This is a genomic window from Rhizobium hidalgonense (assembly GCF_002914525.1).
GTDB classification, from domain to species: domain Bacteria; phylum Pseudomonadota; class Alphaproteobacteria; order Rhizobiales; family Rhizobiaceae; genus Rhizobium; species Rhizobium hidalgonense.
Map to the genome: position 1 here is coordinate 244,420 of NZ_LODW01000082.1, position 20,043 is coordinate 264,462.

The following is a 20,043-nucleotide window of genomic DNA, read 5'->3' on the forward strand; positions in this document are numbered from 1 at the left end:
GCAAATTGATAAATCTATTTTGACAAAGTGATCAGCGTGGACGATCTCGATACCGAACTTCTGAGTGCACTTCGCCACAATGCCCGGATTTCCGTTTCCTCGCTTGCGGCAATGACCGGCGCCTCGCGGGCAACGGTTGCCGCCCGTATCGACCGGCTGGTCGCCGGCGGTACCATCGTCGGCTTCACCATCCGCACCGGTCATGAGACGCGGTCGGCCGGCGTGCGCGCCATCGTGATGATCGAGGTGCTCGGCAAACTCGCCGACCGGGTGGCCGATCAGCTCCGTGGCCTGCCGCAGGTCCGTGCCCTGCACAGCACCAACGGCAAATGGGATTTCGTCGCCGAACTCGAGGATCGCGACCTCGTTTCGTTCGACGAGACGCTGCGCCGCATCCGGCTGATCAACGGCATCAACTCGACGGAGAGCAATATTCTGCTCAAGACCAGCAAGACGGGTTTTTAGCGTATGATCTGCGGAACTAGCCCCTCATCCGGCTGCCGCCACCTTCTCCCCGCACGCGACCTCTCCGTCCCTCTCCAACCTTTCGCGTGGCACGTCCCCACTCCCGTCAAAACGGGAGAGGGTTAGGGTGTGGGGCAGTTTTGGGATTCGAACTGGACCACCATCCGCTACGTGCTTCTCCTGAATTAAGCCGGCTCAATATTCCCGTTCATAGACGATGCCCGCTTCGCCGGCGCCGTTGCCGCCGGCCGCGCCGCGGAGCTTGACGCCGCGGCCGACGTCGAGGTTGATGATCGCCTTAGCTCCGGCCGCACCGCCCTGCTGCAATTCGAAATAGGTGCGGTCGTTGAGATAACGGCCGACGCTGACGCTCGTCTGGCCCTTTGAATCGGTGCTGATATCGAGATCGTCGACGCCGAGCTGATTGCGCAGGCCTTCGAAAAGCGAGGTTGAGCGGTTGCCGGCCAGCTGGCTGACGGCGTCGGCGAGCTGGGCGATCTGCACCGGCGAAAGTTTTGACATCGACTGGCCGAAGATCAGCTGCGCCAGCACCTCATCCTGCGGCAGCTGCGGCGAGGAGGAGAAGGTAATCGCCGGATCGGTGGCGAGGCCCGCGACGTCGACGGTCAGCGTCGTCGAGCCGGAGGTTGAGCTCGCTTCCATATCAAGGGCCGGCGTCAGGTCACCGGCAAATGTGATCCTGCTTTTGTCGGTAAAATCCAGACGGCGGTTGAGAATGGTCAGGCGGCCGCGGCGCATGGTAAATCCGCCGGTCACGATGGGTGCAGCCGCCGTTCCGCGGATCGTCACCTGGCCGCCGAGCTCGGCATCGATGCCGCGGCCGCGTGCAAAAATATGCGAAGGCGCGTCGATTACGAGATCGAGGGTCATCGTCGAGGATTTCTCGCCGGGTTTCCGCTCGCCATCGTCGCGCAACTGCGCAAGCACCGCTCGCGGCGCATTCTTGTGGCGGATATCGATTTCCCTGAGCGAGGTCGGCAATTTTTCAGGCACGGTGATCGAAGTCTTGTCCAGGCGAAGCTTGCCGCTCAATGTCGAATTCATGATCGGCCCGCGCAGACCGAGCGTGCCGTCGACCGTCGAGACGACAAGCGTCCCATCGACATAGACCGCCTTGTCGAGCTTGATCGAAATATCGACGGGAAAGCCGCCGGCCGGTTGGATGCCGATGGTGCCGCTCGCCGAAATCGTGCCGCCGCCACCGAGATTGCCGTTGAGGCGCGATATCACGGCCTGGCTGCCGTTGAAGGTGACGGCCGCCGTCAGATTGTTGACGGCGAGATTGCGCCGGACATCGACCAGCTTCGCGCCTGTTGTCGAGACGGTGCCGTTGATGACGGGTGCTGCGGCCGTTCCGCCAACCTGCAGGTTGACGGTGGCGACGCCGTCGGCGACGAGTCCCTGCTCCGCCAGCGGCGCGCCGAGCACGGCGAAGGGGAGATTGCCGTTGAAGCGCATGTCGAGGGCGCGATTGCCTGATATCACCACGCTGCCGCCGCCCTTCAGCGACATGCCGGCATCGCCGGCAAGGCTGGTGTCGACCGTCAACCTGTTTCCGGCAAGCTTGCCTGATGCACCGATGGTGAACGGCGAAAGGCCGGCGCCCTTTGTCTGGCTGGTTGCGGCGTTTTTCCAGTCGACCTTGAAATCGACTGAGGGCGCCGATAGCGCGCCGGTTGCCTTTGCGGTCGCCGAAACCGCGCCCTCGGCCGCAAGGCCCGGAACAAAGCCGTTGGCAATCGCAGCCGGAACATTGGCGGCATTGGCCGTGATATCGACGGCGCGGATCGACGTGCCGGCGATCGAAAGATTGCCGGCGGCTTTCACCGCAATGCCGCCGCCGCCGCTGAGATTGGCATCGAAATCGAGCCGGTCACCTGCGTATTTACCCGTCGCCGCCAGCGCCAGGCGGGAGAGGCCGGCAGCCTTGGTGTGGCTGGTTGCGGCATCTTTCCAATCGAGCTTGAAATCGACGATCGGATTGGTCGAGGTTCCCGAAGTGACGGCGCTTGCCGAAAGCGTGCCTTCGGCACCGAGACCGGGAACGAAGGCATTGGCGATATTGGCCGGCAGTGCGGGAATATCGGCATTGACCGAAAGGTCGCGGATGGCGGTACCCGCGATGGTGACGCCGCCGGTCGCCTTGGCCAGCACCCCGTCCTTGCCGGCAAGGTTGGCGTCGAAGTCGACCCGGTCATTGGCGTATTTTCCGGATGCCGCGGCATTCAGGCCCGAAAGGCCGCTGCTTTTGGTCTGGGCCGTGGCGGCGTTCTTCCAGTCGAGCTTGAAATCGACGGCCGGTTTGAGCAGCGCGCCGGAGGCGGATGCCGTTCCCGACACCGTGCCTTCGGCGGCAAGACCGGGGACGAAGCCGTTGGCAAGGGCCGCGGGCAAGTTGTTGAGATCGGCCTTGACGTCAAGGTTGCGGAGCGACGTGCCTGACATGGCGACATTGCCCGCGGCTTTCAGCGAGAGGCCGTTCTGGCCGCCGAGATTGGCATCGAAATCGAGCCGGTTGTCGGCCAAACGACCCGATGCGGCAAGCGCGAGGCCCGAGAGATGAGCAGTTCTCGTGTGGCTGGTCGCGGCATCCGTCCAGGCGAGTTTGAACTCGGCCGTCGGTGCGGCGATTTTGCCGGCGGCGGAAAGGCCGCCCGATATTGTGCCCTCTGCCGCTAGGTCAGGGACAAAGGCATTGGCGAGACTGGCCGGAACCTTCCCGATCTCGGCATCGACCTTGACGCTGTCGATCGTCGTGCCGGCCAGCGCGACGTTACCATCGGCTTTCAACGACAGGCCCTTGTCGCCGCCCGCTGCCGCATTGAAATCAAGCTTGTTGTCGGCGAATTTTCCAGATGCGGTCATGTCGAGGCCCGCAAGGCCGGCACGTTTCGTGTGGCTCGTCGCCGCGTCTTTCCAATCAAGATCGAAATTCGCGGTTGGAGTCGAAAGCGAACCGCTCGCCGAGACCTTCCCGGAAATCATGCCTTCGGCTGCAAGATCGGCAACGAATCCGTTTGCCAGCCTTGCTGGAATATTTGCCAGCGTTGCATCGACCTTGATGTTCTCGACCGTCGTGCCTGATATGGCGACATTGCCCGCGCTTTTCAGCGAGACACCTTCGTCACCGCTGGCCGCCGCGTTGAAATCAAGCTTGTTGTCGGCAAACTTTCCCGATGCGATCAGATCGACGGCGGCAAGGCCGGCCCGTTTCGTTTGGCTCGTCGCTGCCTTTTTCCAATCGAGATCGAAATTCGCAGTGGGAGCGGCTAAGGAACCTGCGGCCGAAAGCTTTCCGGAGATCGTGCCTTCGGCGGCGAGATCGGCGACGAAACTATTTGCGATACCAGCCGGAACATTCGCCAGCACTGCATCGACATTGGCGTTGCCGATTGTCGTATCTGTGATGTCGACATTGCCGTTTGCTTTCAGCGACAGCTTGTCGGCGCCCGATATCGCCGTGTCGAAATCGAGTTTGCTGTCGGCGAATTTTCCCGAAGCCTTCACGGCGAGATTCGCAAGGCCAGCCCGTTTCGTGTGGCTCGTTGCAGCACCTTTCCAATCGAGATCGAAATTGGCGATCGGAGCGGAAACGGGCCCGGTCGCCGAGACCTTTCCGGAAACCGTGCCTTCGGCGGCCAGATCGGCAACGAAACCATTGGCGATGCGGGCGGGCAGGTTGATTATATCGGCGTTAACATCCAGGACCAGTGCCTTTGGGTCGGCGAGCCCGACATTGCCGGCGGCCTTCAGCGACAGGCCGTCATCACTGCCCATCGTCGTATCGAAATCGAGCCTGTTGTCGGCGAACCTGCCGCCCGCAGTGATGCCGAGCGGCGCCAGCCCGGCGCCCTTGGTCTGGCCGGTCGTCGCATCCTTCCAGTCGAGCTTGAAATCGGCGACGGGGGCGGCCGGCGTTCCTGTCACCGCAATCGTTCCGGAGATCGTGCCGCCAGCGGAAAGGTTCGGCACGAAACCATTGGCCAGCGCCGCCGGCAGTTCGTGGATGTCGGCATTGAGCTTCAGCGTCTCGCCGGCGGAACCGGTGACGCTCACAGAACCGGTGCCGGTCTTCAGCGTCAGCCCGTTCAGACTGGCGGCACCGCCGCCGATGGCGACCTTTGTCGGTGCGGCAAGCTCGACCGGGATATTGCGGGGGCTTGCCGAGAAGCGATCGAGGTTGAGGTCGATCACGCCGCCTGCGGCCTCGATATTGCCTGCCGCGACAACCGGATTGCCGTCATAGGCGGCATTCAGATCGAAATCGGTGTGGTTCTGCTGCTTGGTGAAACCGAGCGAAAGGTCGGCGAGCCTGTTTTCTCCGGCCGCCACCGCGTCGGCCTTGACCGTGCCGTTTGCCGCAAGGGCGCGGAGATCGCTGATGTTGACATCGATATCCGGCTTGACGATCGCAAGCGTGTCGCGGCGGATCGAGCCGCCCGATGCCAGTAGCTTCAGGGCGATCTTGCTGCCGTCGCTCTCGACGCCGAGCGACCCCTTCAGATCGCCCTCAGCCTTTTGTCCGCCGAGGGCGGCGAGCAGGCCGATATTGGGGAAGTCGAAGCTCAGGGCGCCTGTCGGTTCCAGGGCCGGCGAAAAATCCAGATTGCCGGTCAGCCGGTTGCCGCCGATATCGGCGGTCAGCGCCGGAATGCTGATCTTGCCGTCTTCGGAGCGGATGTCGCCGTTGATGCCAATCGGCTGGCCATCGATCGTGCCGGTGGCGGCGATCTTGCCCTGCGGCGCCTTGGGATCGGCAAGACCCGACAGGTCGATATTAAGATTGCCGAGCACGCGGTCGGCCATCTCAACGCGGGGGGCCTTGAGATTGGCCGTCACCGAGATTGCCGGCAGCTCGCCGCCAACTCTCAACGCGTAACCAGCCCCGCCGCTACCGCCAGTCATGAGTTTGCCGATGTCGGGCAGCCGGCCGGAGAGATCGGCATTCAACTTCGAGCCGTCGATCGCGACATTGCCGGAGGCCTCAAGCGTGCCGGAGTTCAAGACCAGGTTGGACAGCGCGAATTTCGATGGGATGGTGCCGGCCAGCTGGCTTTCGAGCGAGATCGGTCCGTCAAACCTGCCTGAGACCGCAACTGGCAGGGCTGCCGGCGCGATGGTCAGCTTGACGTTGCCGGTCAGCGCCTGGTCTGTCAGCCGGTAGGAACCGTTGAGGCCGCCGTTGATATTGGCGCTTTCGACGGTGGTGCCGTTAAAGCCGATGCTGCCGGGCGTTATCTGCAGAGGCGAGGCGATCGTGACCGGGCCCTGGACGGCGCGATTGAGGTTCGGCTCCGTAAAGGTCATGTCGCCGGCAACGAGACGCAGCTGGACGCTGCCGGACCGGGCGGCGAGATTGAAGGCATCACTCTTTGCCGTCAGCTTGATATTGCCGATATTGCCCTGCGGCAGGGTTGCGGTGTCGAGCGAGCCGCTGACATTCAGCCGCGCCGCGCGAGCATCGCCCGTCAGTGCCAGGTTGAGACCGGAAATCAAAAAGCGAGCTTCGCCTTCGGCGAGCGGCCAGCGGAAATCGACAGGCCCCGATGTACCGAGCAGATTGGCGTTTAGGCTGTTGTTGCCGGCCGGATCGAGCGTGCCTGAGGCGGCGATGACGACGCTGCCGGTGGCGATATTGCCGGTCTGGATATCGATCCTGCCGTGATCGTCGAAGGTGGTGGCGAGATCGATATTGGTCTGGCCGGCAAAAAGCGGCCGGAATGCCGATGGAAGCAGCGAGCTCAGGTCGCCGCCGCCCTTGAGGTCGAGGTGGTGCAATCCGTCTGCACCGATCTGATGCCGGGCCTCGATTGCGGCGCGCTGCTGGCCGTCGAGAGCGGCCTGCACTTTGCCCCGCCAGTCGGATATCGGTCCCTGACCGTCGAGATCGACGTTGACGGCGGGATTGTCGGGCAGGCCGAGAAAGCCCGCCAGCAGCCCGCCCTTCGGTTCGGAAAGCTGCGCCTTCAGCCGCAGCCGGTTTTCGGCCGGCGCATAGGCGATATCGGCGGCGAGCCGTGCATCCGGGACGGCATGCCGGCGAACATTGACGATTGCCTCGCCGCCCTCGCGGTTTGCCGACAGGCTACCCTCGGCGGCGAGCGCGAAGGCGCGGCCGGCAAAGGGTTCGGCCAGTTTGATATCGGGCAGCGCCACACGGTCGATATCGACTTTGATCGGAAGAGCGAAGCCACCGGCATCTTCTGCTTTGGGCCGCGAGGGCAGGGTGCGCACCGGCTTGCGCAGCACGTTGATCGCTTCGATCTCGAAGCGTTTGGCGTGGAAGGTCCCGGTCAGCAGCGCCAGCGGGTTCCAGTCGATCGCCAGCCCATGAATTTCCGCAAACACGCCCCTGGTGTCGGAGACCGTGATGTCGGCGGCGCGAAGCCCGCCGGTCAAAAGACCTTGCGGTTCACGCACCGTAATTGTCATGTCGCGGTTGGAAAGCGTCGAGGCGATCTTTTCGGTGACGATGCGGGCGCCAAAGGCGGTAAAGCCGAAGATCGCCAGTGCCATGACGGCAAGAATCAAGGTGGCGCCCACACCATAGGCGGTGAGCCGCAGGAACCAGTTGACGATTTTTGCCAGCGTTTGCATCGGCGCGGACACTACCCCGTTTTCATAATGGCTCACAAATCGGCATTGGTCATTCTAGAAGGACTGGCCGATGCCGGCGTAGATTCCATAATCTGTGCCATCTTCGTACTTGTTCAGTGGCACGGCAAAATCAAGCCGCAGCGGGCCGAAAGGTGTGGCATATCGTATTCCCGCACCGGCGCCGGCGCGGATATCGGAAAAGCCGGGAAAAGTGCTGTCCGATACGGTGCCGACGTCGACGAAGGGCACTATGCCGATCGTATCGGTGATCTTGATGCGGGCCTCCAGCGAACCGGTGACATAGGACCGGCCGCCGGTGGGGTCGCCATTGTCGTTATAGGGCGAGATTTCCTGATAGCTGTAGCCCCGCACGGAGCCGCCTCCGCCAGCGAAGAAGCGCTGCGTGGCGGGAATATTCTCGATGCCATCACCGCCGATCAGCACACCGGCGGCGACCTTGCCGGCGAGCACCAGGCGATCTTCGGCGCCGAAGGGCAGATAACCGGAGACCGAGCCCTGAAAGGCGGCATAGGGCGTGGCGTTGAAGATCTCGTAACCCGGCTTGGCCGAAAATGTCGCGCGATAGCCTTCGGTCGGGTTGAACTTGTCGTCGCGGGCGTCGCGGTCATATTGAAGCGGCAGGGTGAAGGTCAGATAGTCGTTGATGCCGAAAGCGTCGTCGTCGCGCTCCCAGCTGACCTCGCCGCTTGCCGAGACGGTGTCGCGGTCGGTCAATTCGTAGGAGAGGCCGAGCGAGGCGGTGACGAGCGTCGCATTATAGGCATCCGGGTTTTCGGTCTTGGCGACGATGCCGGCCTTCAGTGTGGCGGCCGGGAAGAAGGCGCCGGGCTTGGTGAAGAGGATACCGGCGGAATAGTCGAGGCTGCCGAGATCGGTGGTTTCGCCCAGTCGCGAGACCGATCCCTCGATCCGCAGCGTTTCGGCTTCGCCGAACAGGTTGCGATGGCCCCAATAGCCCTGAAGACCGAAGCCGTCGGTGGTGGAATATTGCGCGCCGACACCGAAATAGCGCCGCTTGCCTTCGGACACCTCGATCGTCATCGGCAGCGTGCCATCCGGGGCCAGCGCATCGCCTTCGTGGATGGTGACGCTCGAAAAGACGCCGAGGGCGCGAAGCCGCTCGCCGGCTTTTTTCAGCGCTTCCGGGGAATAGGCTTCGCCCTTGTCGAGCCGGGAATAACGCTGGATGAAAGCCGGCTTGACGGTCTTTTCGCCGGTGACGCCGACATCGCCGATCGGGGCGACCGGGCCGCCTTCGGCAGCAAGGACGATATCGACGGTATCGCTCCTGTGGTCGGCGACCACCTTGCGTTCGGTCAGCTTGGCGAAGGGCTGGCCCTCGCTCTTCAACTGTTCGACGATCTTGTCACCGGCCTTGATGATGGCAAGCGATCCGGCCTCAGCACCCGGGGCCAGATCGTAATCGGCGGGATTATGGTTTGCGGCATCGCCGCCGAACTGGACCTCCCTGACCTTGAAAACCGGGCCGGGGGTTATGTCGACGGTGACCGGGACCGGCCCCGCCCGGTCGAAGGTCGGATTGGGCGGCAGGTCGTCGATATCCTTGCCGTCGATGGTGACCGTCACCACGCCGCCATACCGGGCCTTTTCATACAGGGTGGCGATCAGCCGCTCGCGGTCGTCGCGCGCCTTGACAACGACGCCGAGATCGCCGGAGACCGGCAGCTTCTGGTCGCTGAGGAGGCGGGAGCTGTTTTGCAGCGCTTCTTTCAGGTCGGGATCGGCGGTATCGGTTTTGAGGTCGACCTTATAGCGCACCGGGTCGGGAACCTGCTGAGCTTCGTCCTCGTCCTTGCCGAAGATGGTGATGCCGAAAAGCTTGAAGGCGTAAGCGTCGCCGATCAGGACCGGTGAGAACGCAGTTGCCGCTGCGACCACCATCATGGTGCCTGTTCGCCGATACGCAATACCTGTTTTCGGGCCTGTCCCTCTAATCCGCATACGCCGCTTTTGGTTACGTCTAAAATGAAGCTTCGTTGCCCAGCCGTGAACAGCTTAGCGGCAAAATTGCGCCGGGTGTACCATTTTAAATTGCCAGCGCGTTATTTCAGCACAAAAAATCCCGGAGGTGTGTCCGGGATTTCCTGTTTTTGCCGATTTGCCAAGCGGTCTCAGCGCGGGCAGGCATCGATGTAGCGGCGGCCGTAACGGTCGCGATAGTAGCACTGGCCGGGCTGTTCGGCGACGCTGCCGATCAGGGCGCCGGAGACGCCGCCGATAGCGGCACCGACCGCTGCGCCACGAACATCGCCGGTGACGACGCCGCCGATGACCGCACCGGATGCAGCGCCGATGCCGGCGCCCTGCTGAGTCGGGGTGCAGCTTGCGATCGACAGGCCGATCAATGCAAGTATGACAGCTTTTTTCATCGTTTTCTCCTGGGTTGTCGCCCAATGGGCATAGGCCGTCCCTATTGTTTTTTTGGCACGCTAGCTCGAAAACTATGTCGGAAGAAAGGGTTGTCCACTACTGCACTGTTTTTTTTGCGATAGGGGCTGTCGACGTCCTCCCCCAGGGATCGCAAACCCGACTGCGTCTACGGCATCAATTTCATTGCTCGCGGCGTGCAGATTTTTTATCTGGAATCATTCAAAAAACTGGGCCTTTTGCCGCAGTTGATGTTAAAGCAAAGGGTAAGCATTGACGCGCGGACGTCCGGTCGGCAAGAACGGCCGCGCGATACTGGAGCATATGATGGATTTCGAAGCGTTTTTCAAAAACGAACTGGACGGGCTTCATGCCGAGGGCCGTTACCGCGTTTTTGCCGATCTCGAACGTCACCGCGGCAATTTTCCGCGCGCGACGCGCCATACGGCCGATGGCGTAAAGGAAGTCACGGTCTGGTGCTCCAACGACTATCTCGGCATGGGCCAGAACCCGAAGGTGATCGAGGCGATGAAAAACGCCATCGACCACTGTGGCGCGGGTGCGGGAGGCACCCGGAATATTTCTGGCACCAACCACTATCACGTCATGCTCGAGCGTGAGCTTGCCGATCTGCACGGCAAGGAAGCAGCACTGATCTTCACCTCCGGCTATGTCTCCAACTGGGCAGCACTCGGCACGCTCGGCGCCAAGATTCCTGGCCTCATCATCTTCTCCGACGCGCTGAACCACGCCTCGATGATCGAGGGCATCCGTCATGCCAAATGCGGCAAGGTGATCTGGAAGCATAACGACGTCGCCGATCTCGAAGCCAAGCTTGCTGCCGCCGATCCGACGGCGCCGAAGCTGATTGCCTTCGAGAGCGTCTATTCGATGGACGGCGATATCGCCCCGATCAAGGAGATCTGCGATCTCGCCGACAAATACGGCGCGATGACCTATCTCGACGAAGTGCATGCGGTCGGCATGTACGGCCTGCGCGGCGGCGGCATTGCCGAACGCGAGGGGCTGATGGACCGGCTGACTGTCATCGAAGGCACGCTCGGCAAGGCTTTCGGGGTGATGGGCGGCTATATCGCCGCGTCGGCGGCCCTTTGCGATTTCATTCGTTCGTTCGCCTCCGGCTTCATCTTCACCACGGCGCTGCCGCCAGCGCTTGCCGCCGGTGCGGTCGCTTCGATCCAGCACCTGAAGGTCAGCCAGTTCGAGCGCGCCCGCCATCAGGACCGGGTGCGCAAGCTGCGGGCGCTGCTCGACCAGCGCGGCATTCCGCACGTGCCCAATCCGAGCCATATCGTGCCGGTGCTGGTCGGCGATGCCGCCAAATGCAAGTGGATCTCCGACCTGCTGCTCGATAATTGCGGCGTCTATGTCCAGCCGATCAACTATCCGACAGTGCCGAAGAAGACCGAGCGCCTGCGCATCACGCCGACGCCGCTGCATTCCGACGCCGATATCGCCCATCTGGTCGAGGCGCTGCATTCGCTCTGGTCGCGCTGTGCGCTGGCAAGGCACGTCGCCTGATCATTCGATGATCGCCCGGGTTCAAACCGCGAATCAGGACCTCCCTCGGAGGTTCTGACCGCGCTCGCTTCTGCGCGCCCGAGCTCCCCCACAAATCCCCGATCGCCCCGCAAGAGCATCCGTTGCCGCCGCTGTGCTGCTGCGCTCAGCGGCCGCGTATGTCGCAAGCCGGCTTGGTCGATGGGGATCTGTCTTCCCCTGCATTCCTTCCCCGCTGCGCCTGCCGCCTCCATCCTTCTTTCGAATTGCATGAGAAAACCTTTTCTCACTTGACACTGAGGTTGGTAAAAGCTTTTCTCAAGCCAATTCAGCAGGAGGACGGTCTGAACATATCGGGAGGAAAAAGAGGCAGGATCACCATCCATGAGGTGGCGGCGGCTGCCGCGGTGAGTATCTCGACCGCGTCGAAGGCGCTCAACGACACCGGTCGGATGGGAGCGGAAACGCGCGAACGGGTGAAGCGGATCGCTGGCGAAATCGGATATCGGCCGAACGCGCTGGCGCGAGGTCTTCTCAGCAAACGCAGCTTCACCATCGGGCTGCTGACCAACGACACCTACGGTCGTTTCACGCTGCCTGTGATGGCGGGTATTTCGGACGCGCTCGTCGATCACGGTGTTTCGGTTTTCCTGTGCGCCATCGAAGACGATCCGGCGCTCGCCCAGATCCATGTCGATGCGATGCTGGACAAGCAGGTCGACGGCATCATCGCCACGGGAAAGCGCCTGGACAGGCGTCTGCCTGTCGATCTGTCGAATTTGCATGTGCCTGTCGTCTACGCCTTCACCGAGGGGACGCCGAACAGCGTTACCTTTCGTTCGGACGACGAACAGGGCGCGCGACTGGCGGTGGAATGGCTCGTCAAGGCCGGTCGGCGGCGGATTGCGCATATCACCGGGCCGGAGGAGTTCTTCTCGGTGCGCGAACGGGCCGGCGCCTATCATGAGGTGGCAGGCCATCGCGAGCCGGTGCTTTACGGCGTCTGGGCGGAAAGCTGGGGCCATGAGGCGGTCGAACAGCTCTGGAAGAGGCCGGGAGAAAAACCGGACGCGCTCTTCTGCGGCAACGATCAGATCGCCCGCGGCGCCTCGGATGCGCTGCGCGAGCGCGGCGTCAAGGTGCCGCGGGACGTTTCGGTGATCGGCTTCGACAATTGGGAGATTGTCGCGGCGCAGACGCGGCCGCCGCTGACGACGGTGGATATGGAGTTGAAGGAGCTCGGGCGGCAGGCCGGATTGACGGTGCTGGCGCTTGCGGAAGGACGGTCCGTCGAGCCGGGTGTCCGGAAATTGCCGTGCCGGCTGATCGTCCGGCAATCGTGCGGGGGCAATGCCCCCAAGGAATGAGAAGCAGGAAATGAGCAAGGGCGCAGGGAGATGCGCCATATCGGGAGGAAAGTCATGATCAAGCGTCTATTGGCGGCGACCAGCATCGCTACCCTATGTCTGTTTTCGGCTGCGTCGGCGGCTGAAAATGTCGAAATGTGGGTTCGCTCCGGCATCGGCGATGCCTTCAAGAAGGTGGTCGAAGCCTATAATTCCAGCCATGAGAACAAGGTCGTGATGACCGAGGTGCCGTTCTCCGAGCTGGTGCAGAAATATGCAACGGCGATCGCCGGCGGACAGGCGCCGGACGCGCTGTCGATGGACCTCATCTACAATCCCGCCTTTGCCGCGGCCGGCCAGCTGGAAGACCTGACGGACTGGGCAAAATCGCTGCCCTATTTCAATTCGCTGTCGCCGTCGCATGTCCGCCTCGGCACCTATCAGGACAAGATTTACGGCCTGCCGCTCTCCGTCGAGACATCGGTCTTCGCCTGGAACAAGGATCTCTACAAGAAGGCCGGTCTCGACCCGGAAAAGGCGCCTGATAACTGGGATGAAATCACCGCCAATGCCGAGAAGATCCGGGCTCTTGGTGACGATACCTACGGCTTCTATTTCTCCGGCGGCGGCTGCGGCGGCTGCATGATCTTCACTTTCACGCCGCTCACCTGGGGTGCCGGCGCCGATATCCTGTCGGCCGACAGCAAGAAAGCGACGCTCGATACGCCTCAGATGCGCAAGGCCGTCGATATCTACCGCAACATGGTCAAGAAGGACCTGGTGCCGGCGGGTGCGGCCAGCGATAACGGCGCCAACTTCCTGTCCTTCACCAACGGCAAGATCGGCCAGCAGAGCCTCGGCGCCTTTGCGATCGGCACGCTGGTGACCGAGCATCCGGATATCAACTTCGGCGTCACCCTCATTCCCGGCGTCGACGGCAAGCCGTCGTCCTTTGCCGGCGGCGACAATTTCGTCATCACCAAGGGCACCAAGAAGATCGACGCGGTGAAGGGCTTCCTCGAATATGTCTATTCGGAGGACGGCCAGAAGATCATGGCGAAATACGGAAGCCTGCCGACCCGCGGCGATATTGCCGACAAGGTGCTGGAAGGTCTCGATCCGCGCATGCAGGTCGGCCTCAAGGCGATCAGTGTGGCCAAGACGCCCTATACGCTGCAGTTCAACGATCTGATCAACAGCGCCAACGGCCCGTGGGCAAGCTTCACCAACGCCGCGATCTTCGGCGACGACGTCGACGGTGCGTTCTCCAGCGCCCAGTCCGAAATGCAATCGATCATCGATAGCGGCCAATAACTCTCCCTCGACCGCGGCCGGGGAGCGGTGGCAGCTTCCCGGCCAACTTCAATTGACAGATGCGGAGCGTTTGATGACCGGTTCCGGTTCAGAGACCCTATTGCCTCGGCGCAGGCGACGGCGCCAATCGAACTGGCGCGGCCTTGCCTATATCGCGCCGGCCATGGCGCTGGTCATCGTCTTTTTCATCATGCCGGTTGTCTTCACCGGCTGGATGAGCTTGCACAACTGGCCGCTGATGGGGGCGTCGCGCTGGATCGGCCTCAACAATTATTACCGCATGGTCAACGACACCCGCTTCATGACGGCGCTGAATTTCACCGCCTATTATACCGTGATCGTCACCATCGCGATTTTCGCCATCGCCTTTCCACTCGCCATCTTCGTCGAGAAGGAACGGCAGTTCGTCAGTGCCTATCGCACCATCATCTTCCTGCCCGTCGTCGTCGGTCTTGCCACCGCCTCGCTGCTCTGGGTCTGGCTTGCCAATGTCGATAGCGGCTTTATCGGCCCGGCCCTGAAAGCGCTCGGTCTTGTCGAAAAAAGCCCCAATCTGCTGGCGACCTTCGACACCGCCTTTCTGACAATCGTGGTGATGGTCGTCTGGAAGATCGCCGGTTTCACCATGATCATTCTATTGACCGGGCTGCAGGCCATTCCGTCCGAACTGACGGAGGCCGCCCGCATCGATGGCGCCGGCCGCTGGCAGCGTTTCCGTCACCTGACGCTGCCGCTGATGCGCAAGACGATCGCGCTGGCGCTGATCGTCTCGGTCACCGGCTCTATCCTCGCCTTCGACCAGTTCTACATCATGACGGCGGGTGGACCGCAGAACAAGATGATCTCGGTGGTCTACTACATCTTCAACCAGTCCTTCGTGTCGTTCAATCTCGGTTATGGCGCGGCACTGTCGATCGTGCTGCTCGCCATCCTGATGGCGATCAGCGTCGTGCAGCTCTGGCTGCTGCGCGTCGGGGAGGAACGCCCATGAGCACCTCACGGCAACGCCGCGCCCGCAAAGCGATCCGCGTGAAATCCGCTTATCATCTCACCGGCATCGCCATCTCGATCTTCTTCCTGGCGCCGTTTGCGATCACGCTGCTGTCCTCCTTCCGGCATGGCACCGAGGCCAGCCTGCCGCCCTTGCCGCCATGGCCGACCTCGGGCGTCAGCATCGATTCCTATGCGCTGCTCGACACGTTCGGCGCCGGCATCTGGCGGCATATGATCAATTCGCTGTTCGTCTCGGTCGCCACCGTTGTGCTGACCGTCGCCGTCAGCCTGCTCGCCGGCTACGGCTTCTCGCGCTATCGCTTCCCGATGAAGAATGCGCTTTTCGTGCTGATCATCGCCACGCTGATGATCCCGTTCCAGTCGATCCTGACGCCGCTGTTCATCATTCTGGCAAAGCTCGGCCTCAACAATTCGCTGCTTGGGCTGACGCTGGTCTATGTGACGCTGCAGCTGCCCTTCTCGGTCTTCATGATGCGCAATGCCTTCGATGCCGTGCCGAAGGAGATCGAAGAGGCGGCGCGCATCGACGGCGCCCGCGACCTCAGGCTGCTTGCGCGCGTTCTGCTGCCGCTAGTGCTTCCGGGGGTGGCGACAGTGGCGATCTTTGCCTTCCTCAATGCCTGGAACGAGTTTCTGGCCGCCCTCGTACTGCTCTCCAGCAACGAGAAATACACTTTGCCGGTGCTGATGACGGCGGTTCGCGCCGGACGGCTCGGCGCCATTAACTGGGGAGCGGTGCAGGCCGGTGTCGTCGTCATGACGATCCCCTGCCTGATCGTCTTCCTGCTGCTGCAACGCTACTACATGCGCGGGCTGATGGCCGGCGCGGTGAAATGATCATAGGGAAAGTCGAGCCATGACCAAATCAAGCAACGACCGCCAGTTTCGTCCCGTCGCCGTTCCCGATGTCGAGCTCGGCGGCTTCTGGGGCAGATGGCAGGACGCCGTCTGTAACTCCACCGCCGAAACCCTGCTCGACCGCTGCGTCGAGGCCGGCATGCTGAAGGCGATCGACGTCAATCAGCCGAGCCCCGGCGTCGTCATTCCCATTCAGCCCTGGGGCGGCACGACGCAGATGTTCTGGGATTCCGATCTCGGCAAGTCGATCGAGACCATCGCCTATTCGCTCTATCGCCGGCCGAACCCGAAGCTGGAGGCGCGCGCCGACGAAATCATCGACATGTATGAGAGACTGCAGGATAAGGACGGTTATCTGAACGCCTGGTTCCAGCGCGTCGAGCCCGCCCGCCGCTGGACCAACCTGCGCGACCATCACGAGCTCTATTGCGCCGGCCATCTGATGGAGGCGGCGGTCGCCTATTACCAGGCGACCGGCAAGCGCAAGCTGCTCGATATCATGTGCCGCTTTGCCGATTACATGATCAGGATCTTCGGCCATGGCGAAGGCCAGCTCCCCGGCTATTGCGGCCATGAGGAAATCGAGCTGGCGCTGGTCAAGCTCGCCCGCGTCACGGCTGAGAAGAAATATCTCGACCTTTCGAAATTCTTCATCGACGAGCGCGGCACCGAGCCGCACTTCTTCACGGCGGAAGCCGCTCGCGACGGCCGAAGCGCTGCCGACTTCCATCAGAAGACCTATGAATACGGCCAGGCACACCAGCCGGTACGCGAGCAGACCAAGGTCGTCGGCCATGCGGTGCGCGCCATGTACCTCTATTCCGGCATGGCCGATATCGCCACTGAATATAAGGACGACAGCTTGACGGCGGCGTTGGAAACGCTCTGGGACGATCTGACCACCAAGCAGATGTACATCACCGGTGGCATCGGCCCGGCCGCATCGAATGAAGGTTTCACCGATTATTACGACCTGCCCAACGATACGGCCTATGCGGAAACCTGCGCCTCCGTCGGCCTGGTCTTCTGGGCAAGCCGCATGCTCGGGCGCGGGCCGGACCGGCGTTACGCCGATATCATGGAGCAGGCGCTCTATAACGGCGCGCTGCCCGGCCTTTCCACCGACGGCAAGACCTTCTTCTACGACAATCCGCTCGAAAGTGCCGGCAAGCACCATCGCTGGAAATGGCATCATTGCCCCTGCTGCCCGCCGAATATCGCCCGGCTGGTGACCTCGATCGGCTCCTATATGTATGCCGTTGCCGACGACGAAATCGCCGTGCATCTCTATGGCGAGAGCACCACCCGGCTGAAGCTTGCCAACGGCGCCGAAGTCGAACTCCAGCAGGTGACCAACTATCCGTGGGACGGTGCGGTCGCCTTTGCCACCAAGCTCAAGACGCCGGCGAGATTCGCGCTGTCGCTGCGCATTCCCGATTGGGCGGAGGGGGCTACCCTCAGCGTCAATGGGGAAAGGCTCGATCTCGGCGCCACCATGCGTGACGGCTATGCCAGGCTCGATCGGCAATGGGCCGATGGCGATCGTGTCGATCTTTTCCTGCCGCTATCGCTTCGCCCGCAATATGCCAATCCGAAGGTGCGCCAGGATGCTGGCCGCGTCGCCTTGATGCGCGGCCCGCTGGTCTATTGCGTCGAGACAACGGACAACGGCCAGGATCTCAATGCCATCGTCCTGCCACGCGAGCTGCCGGCGGCCGAAGCCGTCGTGCTGAAGGACCTCAACGATGCCGTCGCCCTCGATCTCAAGGTCGAGCGCGAGGAGACGTCGAATTGGGGCGCGCCGCTCTACCGCAAGGCGCCGGCCGAAAGGCAGGTCGCCACGGCGCGTTTCGTGCCCTATCATCTCTGGGATAACCGTGCGCCCGGCGAGATGCTCGTCTGGGTCCAGTCGGACAAGTAGGTCGTTTGGGGATGACGAACGGTATGGCTAACAAGAGCGTCGTGCTCCAGGACGTGCGAAAAAGCTATGGCAATCTGAAGGTGGTCCACGGGATCGACCTGACGATCGAAGAAGGGGAGTTCGTCGTCTTCGTCGGCCCGTCCGGCTGCGGAAAATCGACGCTGCTTCGCATGATCGCCGGCCTGGAGGACGTCACCGACGGCGAGGTCGAGATCAAGGGACGCATGGTCACCGATCTCGACCCGTCCGAACGCGGCATCGCCATGGTTTTCCAGTCCTATGCGCTCTATCCGCATATGAGCGTGCGCGACAACCTGGCTTTCGGGCTGAGGATGGCGCGCACCGATGCCACGGAGATCGAGACGCGGGTGAAGGCTGCGTCCGCCATCCTGAAGATCGACCACCTTCTCGACCGGCGGCCGGGCCAGCTTTCCGGCGGCCAGCGTCAGCGGGTGGCGATCGGCCGGGCGATCGTGCGCAAGCCGGACGTTTTCCTGTTCGACGAACCGCTGTCCAATCTCGATGCGGAACTGCGCGTTTCGATGCGCATCGAGATTGCCCGCCTGCACCGCGAGCTCGGCAACACGATGATCTATGTCACGCACGACCAGACCGAGGCGATGACGCTCGCCGACAAGATCGTCGTGCTGCGTGACGGCCGGGTCGAGCAGGCCGGAACGCCACGGCAGATCTACGAAGATCCTGCCAATACCTTCGTGGCGGGCTTCATCGGCTCGCCGAGGATGAACCTGCTGAATGCCCGCTGGGGAGAGGGGGGCGTCGAGGTCGCCGGCGCTCGCATCGAAACCGCCTCGATCGGGACGGACCGGCCAGCCGGAGGCGCGGTGACGCTCGGTCTGCGGCCGGAGCATCTGAAGGTGGCGGCCGATCAGTCGGGCAAGCTGACCGCCAGGGTTGATTTCTCGGAATATCTCGGCGGAACGCAATATCTCTACTGCCAGCTTGCCGATGGCCAGTCGCTGACGGTCGAGCACCGCTCACCGATCGGCATCGCGGCGGGCGAAGAGGTCGGCCTGCTGTTCGAACCGGCGGATGGCCGATTGTTCGACGAGGCTGGCAACCGGCTGAAGTAAGAGCTAGCCAGCGACCTCCAGGTTCATCAGATCAGCTGCCCTTTGCCGCGCCTGCCTGTCGGCGGCAAAGACCTCGTCCATGGTGGTGGCCGGCGACAGGCCGGCCAGATCGTCCATCACCCGTTCGGTGATCTCGGCCATGGCGAGGAAGGGCAGCCGCCCTTCGATGAAGGCTTCGAGTGCCACTTCCTTGGCGCCGTTCAGCACCGCGCCCTGAACGCCACCGCGCGTCATCGCCAGCCGCGCCAGCCGCAATGCCGGAAACCGAACTTCGTCCGGCGCCTCGAAATCGAGCCTGGCGAGCCTGGCGAAATCCAGCCGCTCGATCGGCAGGTTCGGCCGGCGCGGAAAGGACAGGGCATAGCCGATCGCCGTGCGCATATCCGGCGCGCCGAGCTGGGCCAGCACCGATCCGTCGGTATAGCCGACCATCGAATGGATGATCGATTGCGGATGGATGATGACCTCGATCTGTTCGGGCGTCAGGCCGAACAGGTGCCGGGCTTCGATCATCTCCAGCGCCTTGTTGAACATCGAGGCGCTGTCGATCGAGATCTTCAAGCCCATCGACCAGTTCGGGTGGGCGCGCGCGGTTTCCGCCGTCACACCGGCCATTTCCTTCAGCGAGGCGGTGCGGAACGGGCCGCCCGAGGCCGTCAGCACGACCCGCTCGATGGCATGGCGCTGGTTTTCCTCCAGTACCTGAAAAATTGCATTGTGCTCGCTATCGACCGGGAGCAGCCGGCCGCCGCCCTTGCGGATCGCTGCAATGAACAGATCGCCGGCCGAGACCAGGCATTCCTTGTTGGCAAGGGCGATATCGGCGCCGCGCTTGGCTGCTGCCAGCGTCGGCGCCAGGCCGGCCGTGCCGACGATCGCCGCCATCACCCAGTCGGCGTCGCGGTCGGCCGCTTCCATCAGGCCGGATTTTCCCGATGCGACCGCAATGCCGCTGCCGGAAAGTTCGTTTTTCAGTGATTCGTAAAACCGGTCATTTGCCGTCACCGCCATCCCAGCGCCGAAGGCTTTTGCCTGCTTGGCCAGCAATTCGACATTGCCGTTGCCGGTCAGCACGGAGATTTCGAAGTTTTCCCGCCCGCCCAGGTGATCGACGACCTTGAGGGTGTTCCGGCCGATCGAGCCGGTCGAGCCGAAGATGCTGAGGCGCCGCGGCGCGGTTTTGCCGGTCATTATCTGCAATTTCGCGAAAATTTCCCTTGTAGGCTCAGGCTCTACTAGGCTTTGCGGGGGGCGGCAAGTGTGCGGTGCAGCAGATTTCATCCCTCAAGGGGTTTACAGAGCGGCGGCTGGATGTGATCCTTGTGACGTTGCTGGCGGATTCGAAATTCGTCGCGCCGTTCACCGTCGCAGAGGCAATTCGGGACGCTGCGGCATCCATCGAAACCGGTACTGAGGTGCCGGCGGCCTTCGGCCAAACATGAAAATCGAGGATGAAACCGGGATAGACGGCTTGGCCGTGATC

At 62.4% G+C, this 20,043-nt stretch carries 13 protein-coding genes; 9 read left to right on the plus strand and 4 right to left on the minus strand.

From position 1 onward, the window contains the following. Window positions 1-27 precede the first annotated feature (27 nt). Window positions 28-465: an Lrp/AsnC family transcriptional regulator gene (locus tag ATY29_RS26425; RefSeq protein WP_003567156.1), complete on the plus strand. Its 438-nt coding sequence runs from the start codon at window positions 28-30 to the stop codon at window positions 463-465. Window positions 466-660: 195 nt separating this feature from the next. Here the strand turns inward: ATY29_RS26425 and ATY29_RS26430 are convergent, their stop codons facing one another. The 3 genes from ATY29_RS26430 to ATY29_RS26440 all read right to left on the minus strand — a co-directional run bounded on the left by ATY29_RS26430 (window position 661) and on the right by ATY29_RS26440 (window position 9,494). Continuing rightward, window positions 661-7,083 (minus strand): translocation/assembly module TamB domain-containing protein, encoded by a 6,423-nt coding sequence (locus tag ATY29_RS26430; protein WP_097533402.1) that lies wholly within the window; start codon window positions 7,081-7,083, stop codon window positions 661-663. A 54-nt stretch (window positions 7,084-7,137) separates the two neighbouring features. Then, window positions 7,138-9,066 carry an autotransporter assembly complex protein TamA gene (locus ATY29_RS26435; protein WP_193550375.1) on the minus strand — a complete coding sequence of 643 codons (1,929 nt, stop codon included), beginning with the start codon at window positions 9,064-9,066 and terminating at the stop codon, window positions 7,138-7,140. A 170-nt stretch (window positions 9,067-9,236) separates the two neighbouring features. Next, window positions 9,237-9,494, minus strand: a complete 258-nt coding sequence (locus tag ATY29_RS26440) for a YMGG-like glycine zipper-containing protein (protein WP_003567150.1) — start codon at window positions 9,492-9,494, stop codon at window positions 9,237-9,239. Window positions 9,495-9,819: 325 nt separating this feature from the next. Here ATY29_RS26440 and hemA point away from each other — a divergent pair, with 325 nt between their 5' ends. From hemA to ATY29_RS26475, 7 genes are all read left to right on the plus strand, one after another. Continuing rightward, complete coding sequence (hemA, locus tag ATY29_RS26445; protein WP_097533406.1) at window positions 9,820-11,034, plus strand: 5-aminolevulinate synthase; 1,215 nt, start codon at window positions 9,820-9,822, stop codon at window positions 11,032-11,034. A gap of 368 nt (window positions 11,035-11,402) precedes the next feature. Next, a complete protein-coding gene (locus tag ATY29_RS26450; protein WP_025417216.1) occupies window positions 11,403-12,380 on the plus strand; it encodes a LacI family DNA-binding transcriptional regulator in 978 nt (325 codons plus the stop codon). A gap of 54 nt (window positions 12,381-12,434) precedes the next feature. Continuing rightward, complete coding sequence (locus ATY29_RS26455; RefSeq protein ID WP_097533319.1) at window positions 12,435-13,673, plus strand: ABC transporter substrate-binding protein; 1,239 nt, start codon at window positions 12,435-12,437, stop codon at window positions 13,671-13,673. Window positions 13,674-13,746: 73 nt separating this feature from the next. Beyond that, the gene (locus ATY29_RS26460) at window positions 13,747-14,664 is read left to right on the plus strand and encodes a carbohydrate ABC transporter permease (RefSeq protein WP_097533321.1); all 918 of its coding nucleotides are present in this window, start codon (window positions 13,747-13,749) and stop codon (window positions 14,662-14,664) included. Beyond that, window positions 14,661-15,524, plus strand: coding sequence for a carbohydrate ABC transporter permease (locus ATY29_RS26465; RefSeq protein WP_003567139.1), 864 nt, complete (start codon window positions 14,661-14,663; stop codon window positions 15,522-15,524). The genes ATY29_RS26460 and ATY29_RS26465 overlap by 4 nt, the downstream gene beginning before the upstream one ends. 19 nt (window positions 15,525-15,543) lie before the next feature. Then, window positions 15,544-17,466, plus strand: a complete 1,923-nt coding sequence (locus tag ATY29_RS26470; protein WP_097533323.1) for a glycoside hydrolase family 127 protein — start codon at window positions 15,544-15,546, stop codon at window positions 17,464-17,466. A gap of 11 nt (window positions 17,467-17,477) precedes the next feature. Further along, complete coding sequence (locus ATY29_RS26475) at window positions 17,478-18,560, plus strand: ABC transporter ATP-binding protein (protein WP_097533325.1); 1,083 nt, start codon at window positions 17,478-17,480, stop codon at window positions 18,558-18,560. Window positions 18,561-18,563: 3 nt separating this feature from the next. On the opposite strand, the gene dxr is transcribed toward ATY29_RS26475, so the two are convergent. Next, window positions 18,564-19,754 (minus strand): 1-deoxy-D-xylulose-5-phosphate reductoisomerase, encoded by a 1,191-nt coding sequence (gene dxr / locus ATY29_RS26480; protein ID WP_097533409.1) that lies wholly within the window; start codon window positions 19,752-19,754, stop codon window positions 18,564-18,566. A 71-nt stretch (window positions 19,755-19,825) separates the two neighbouring features. On the opposite strand from dxr, the gene ATY29_RS37005 reads away from it, so the two are divergent. Continuing rightward, complete coding sequence (locus ATY29_RS37005; RefSeq protein ID WP_157214770.1) at window positions 19,826-20,002, plus strand: hypothetical protein; 177 nt, start codon at window positions 19,826-19,828, stop codon at window positions 20,000-20,002. Window positions 20,003-20,043: the final 41 nt, after the last annotated feature.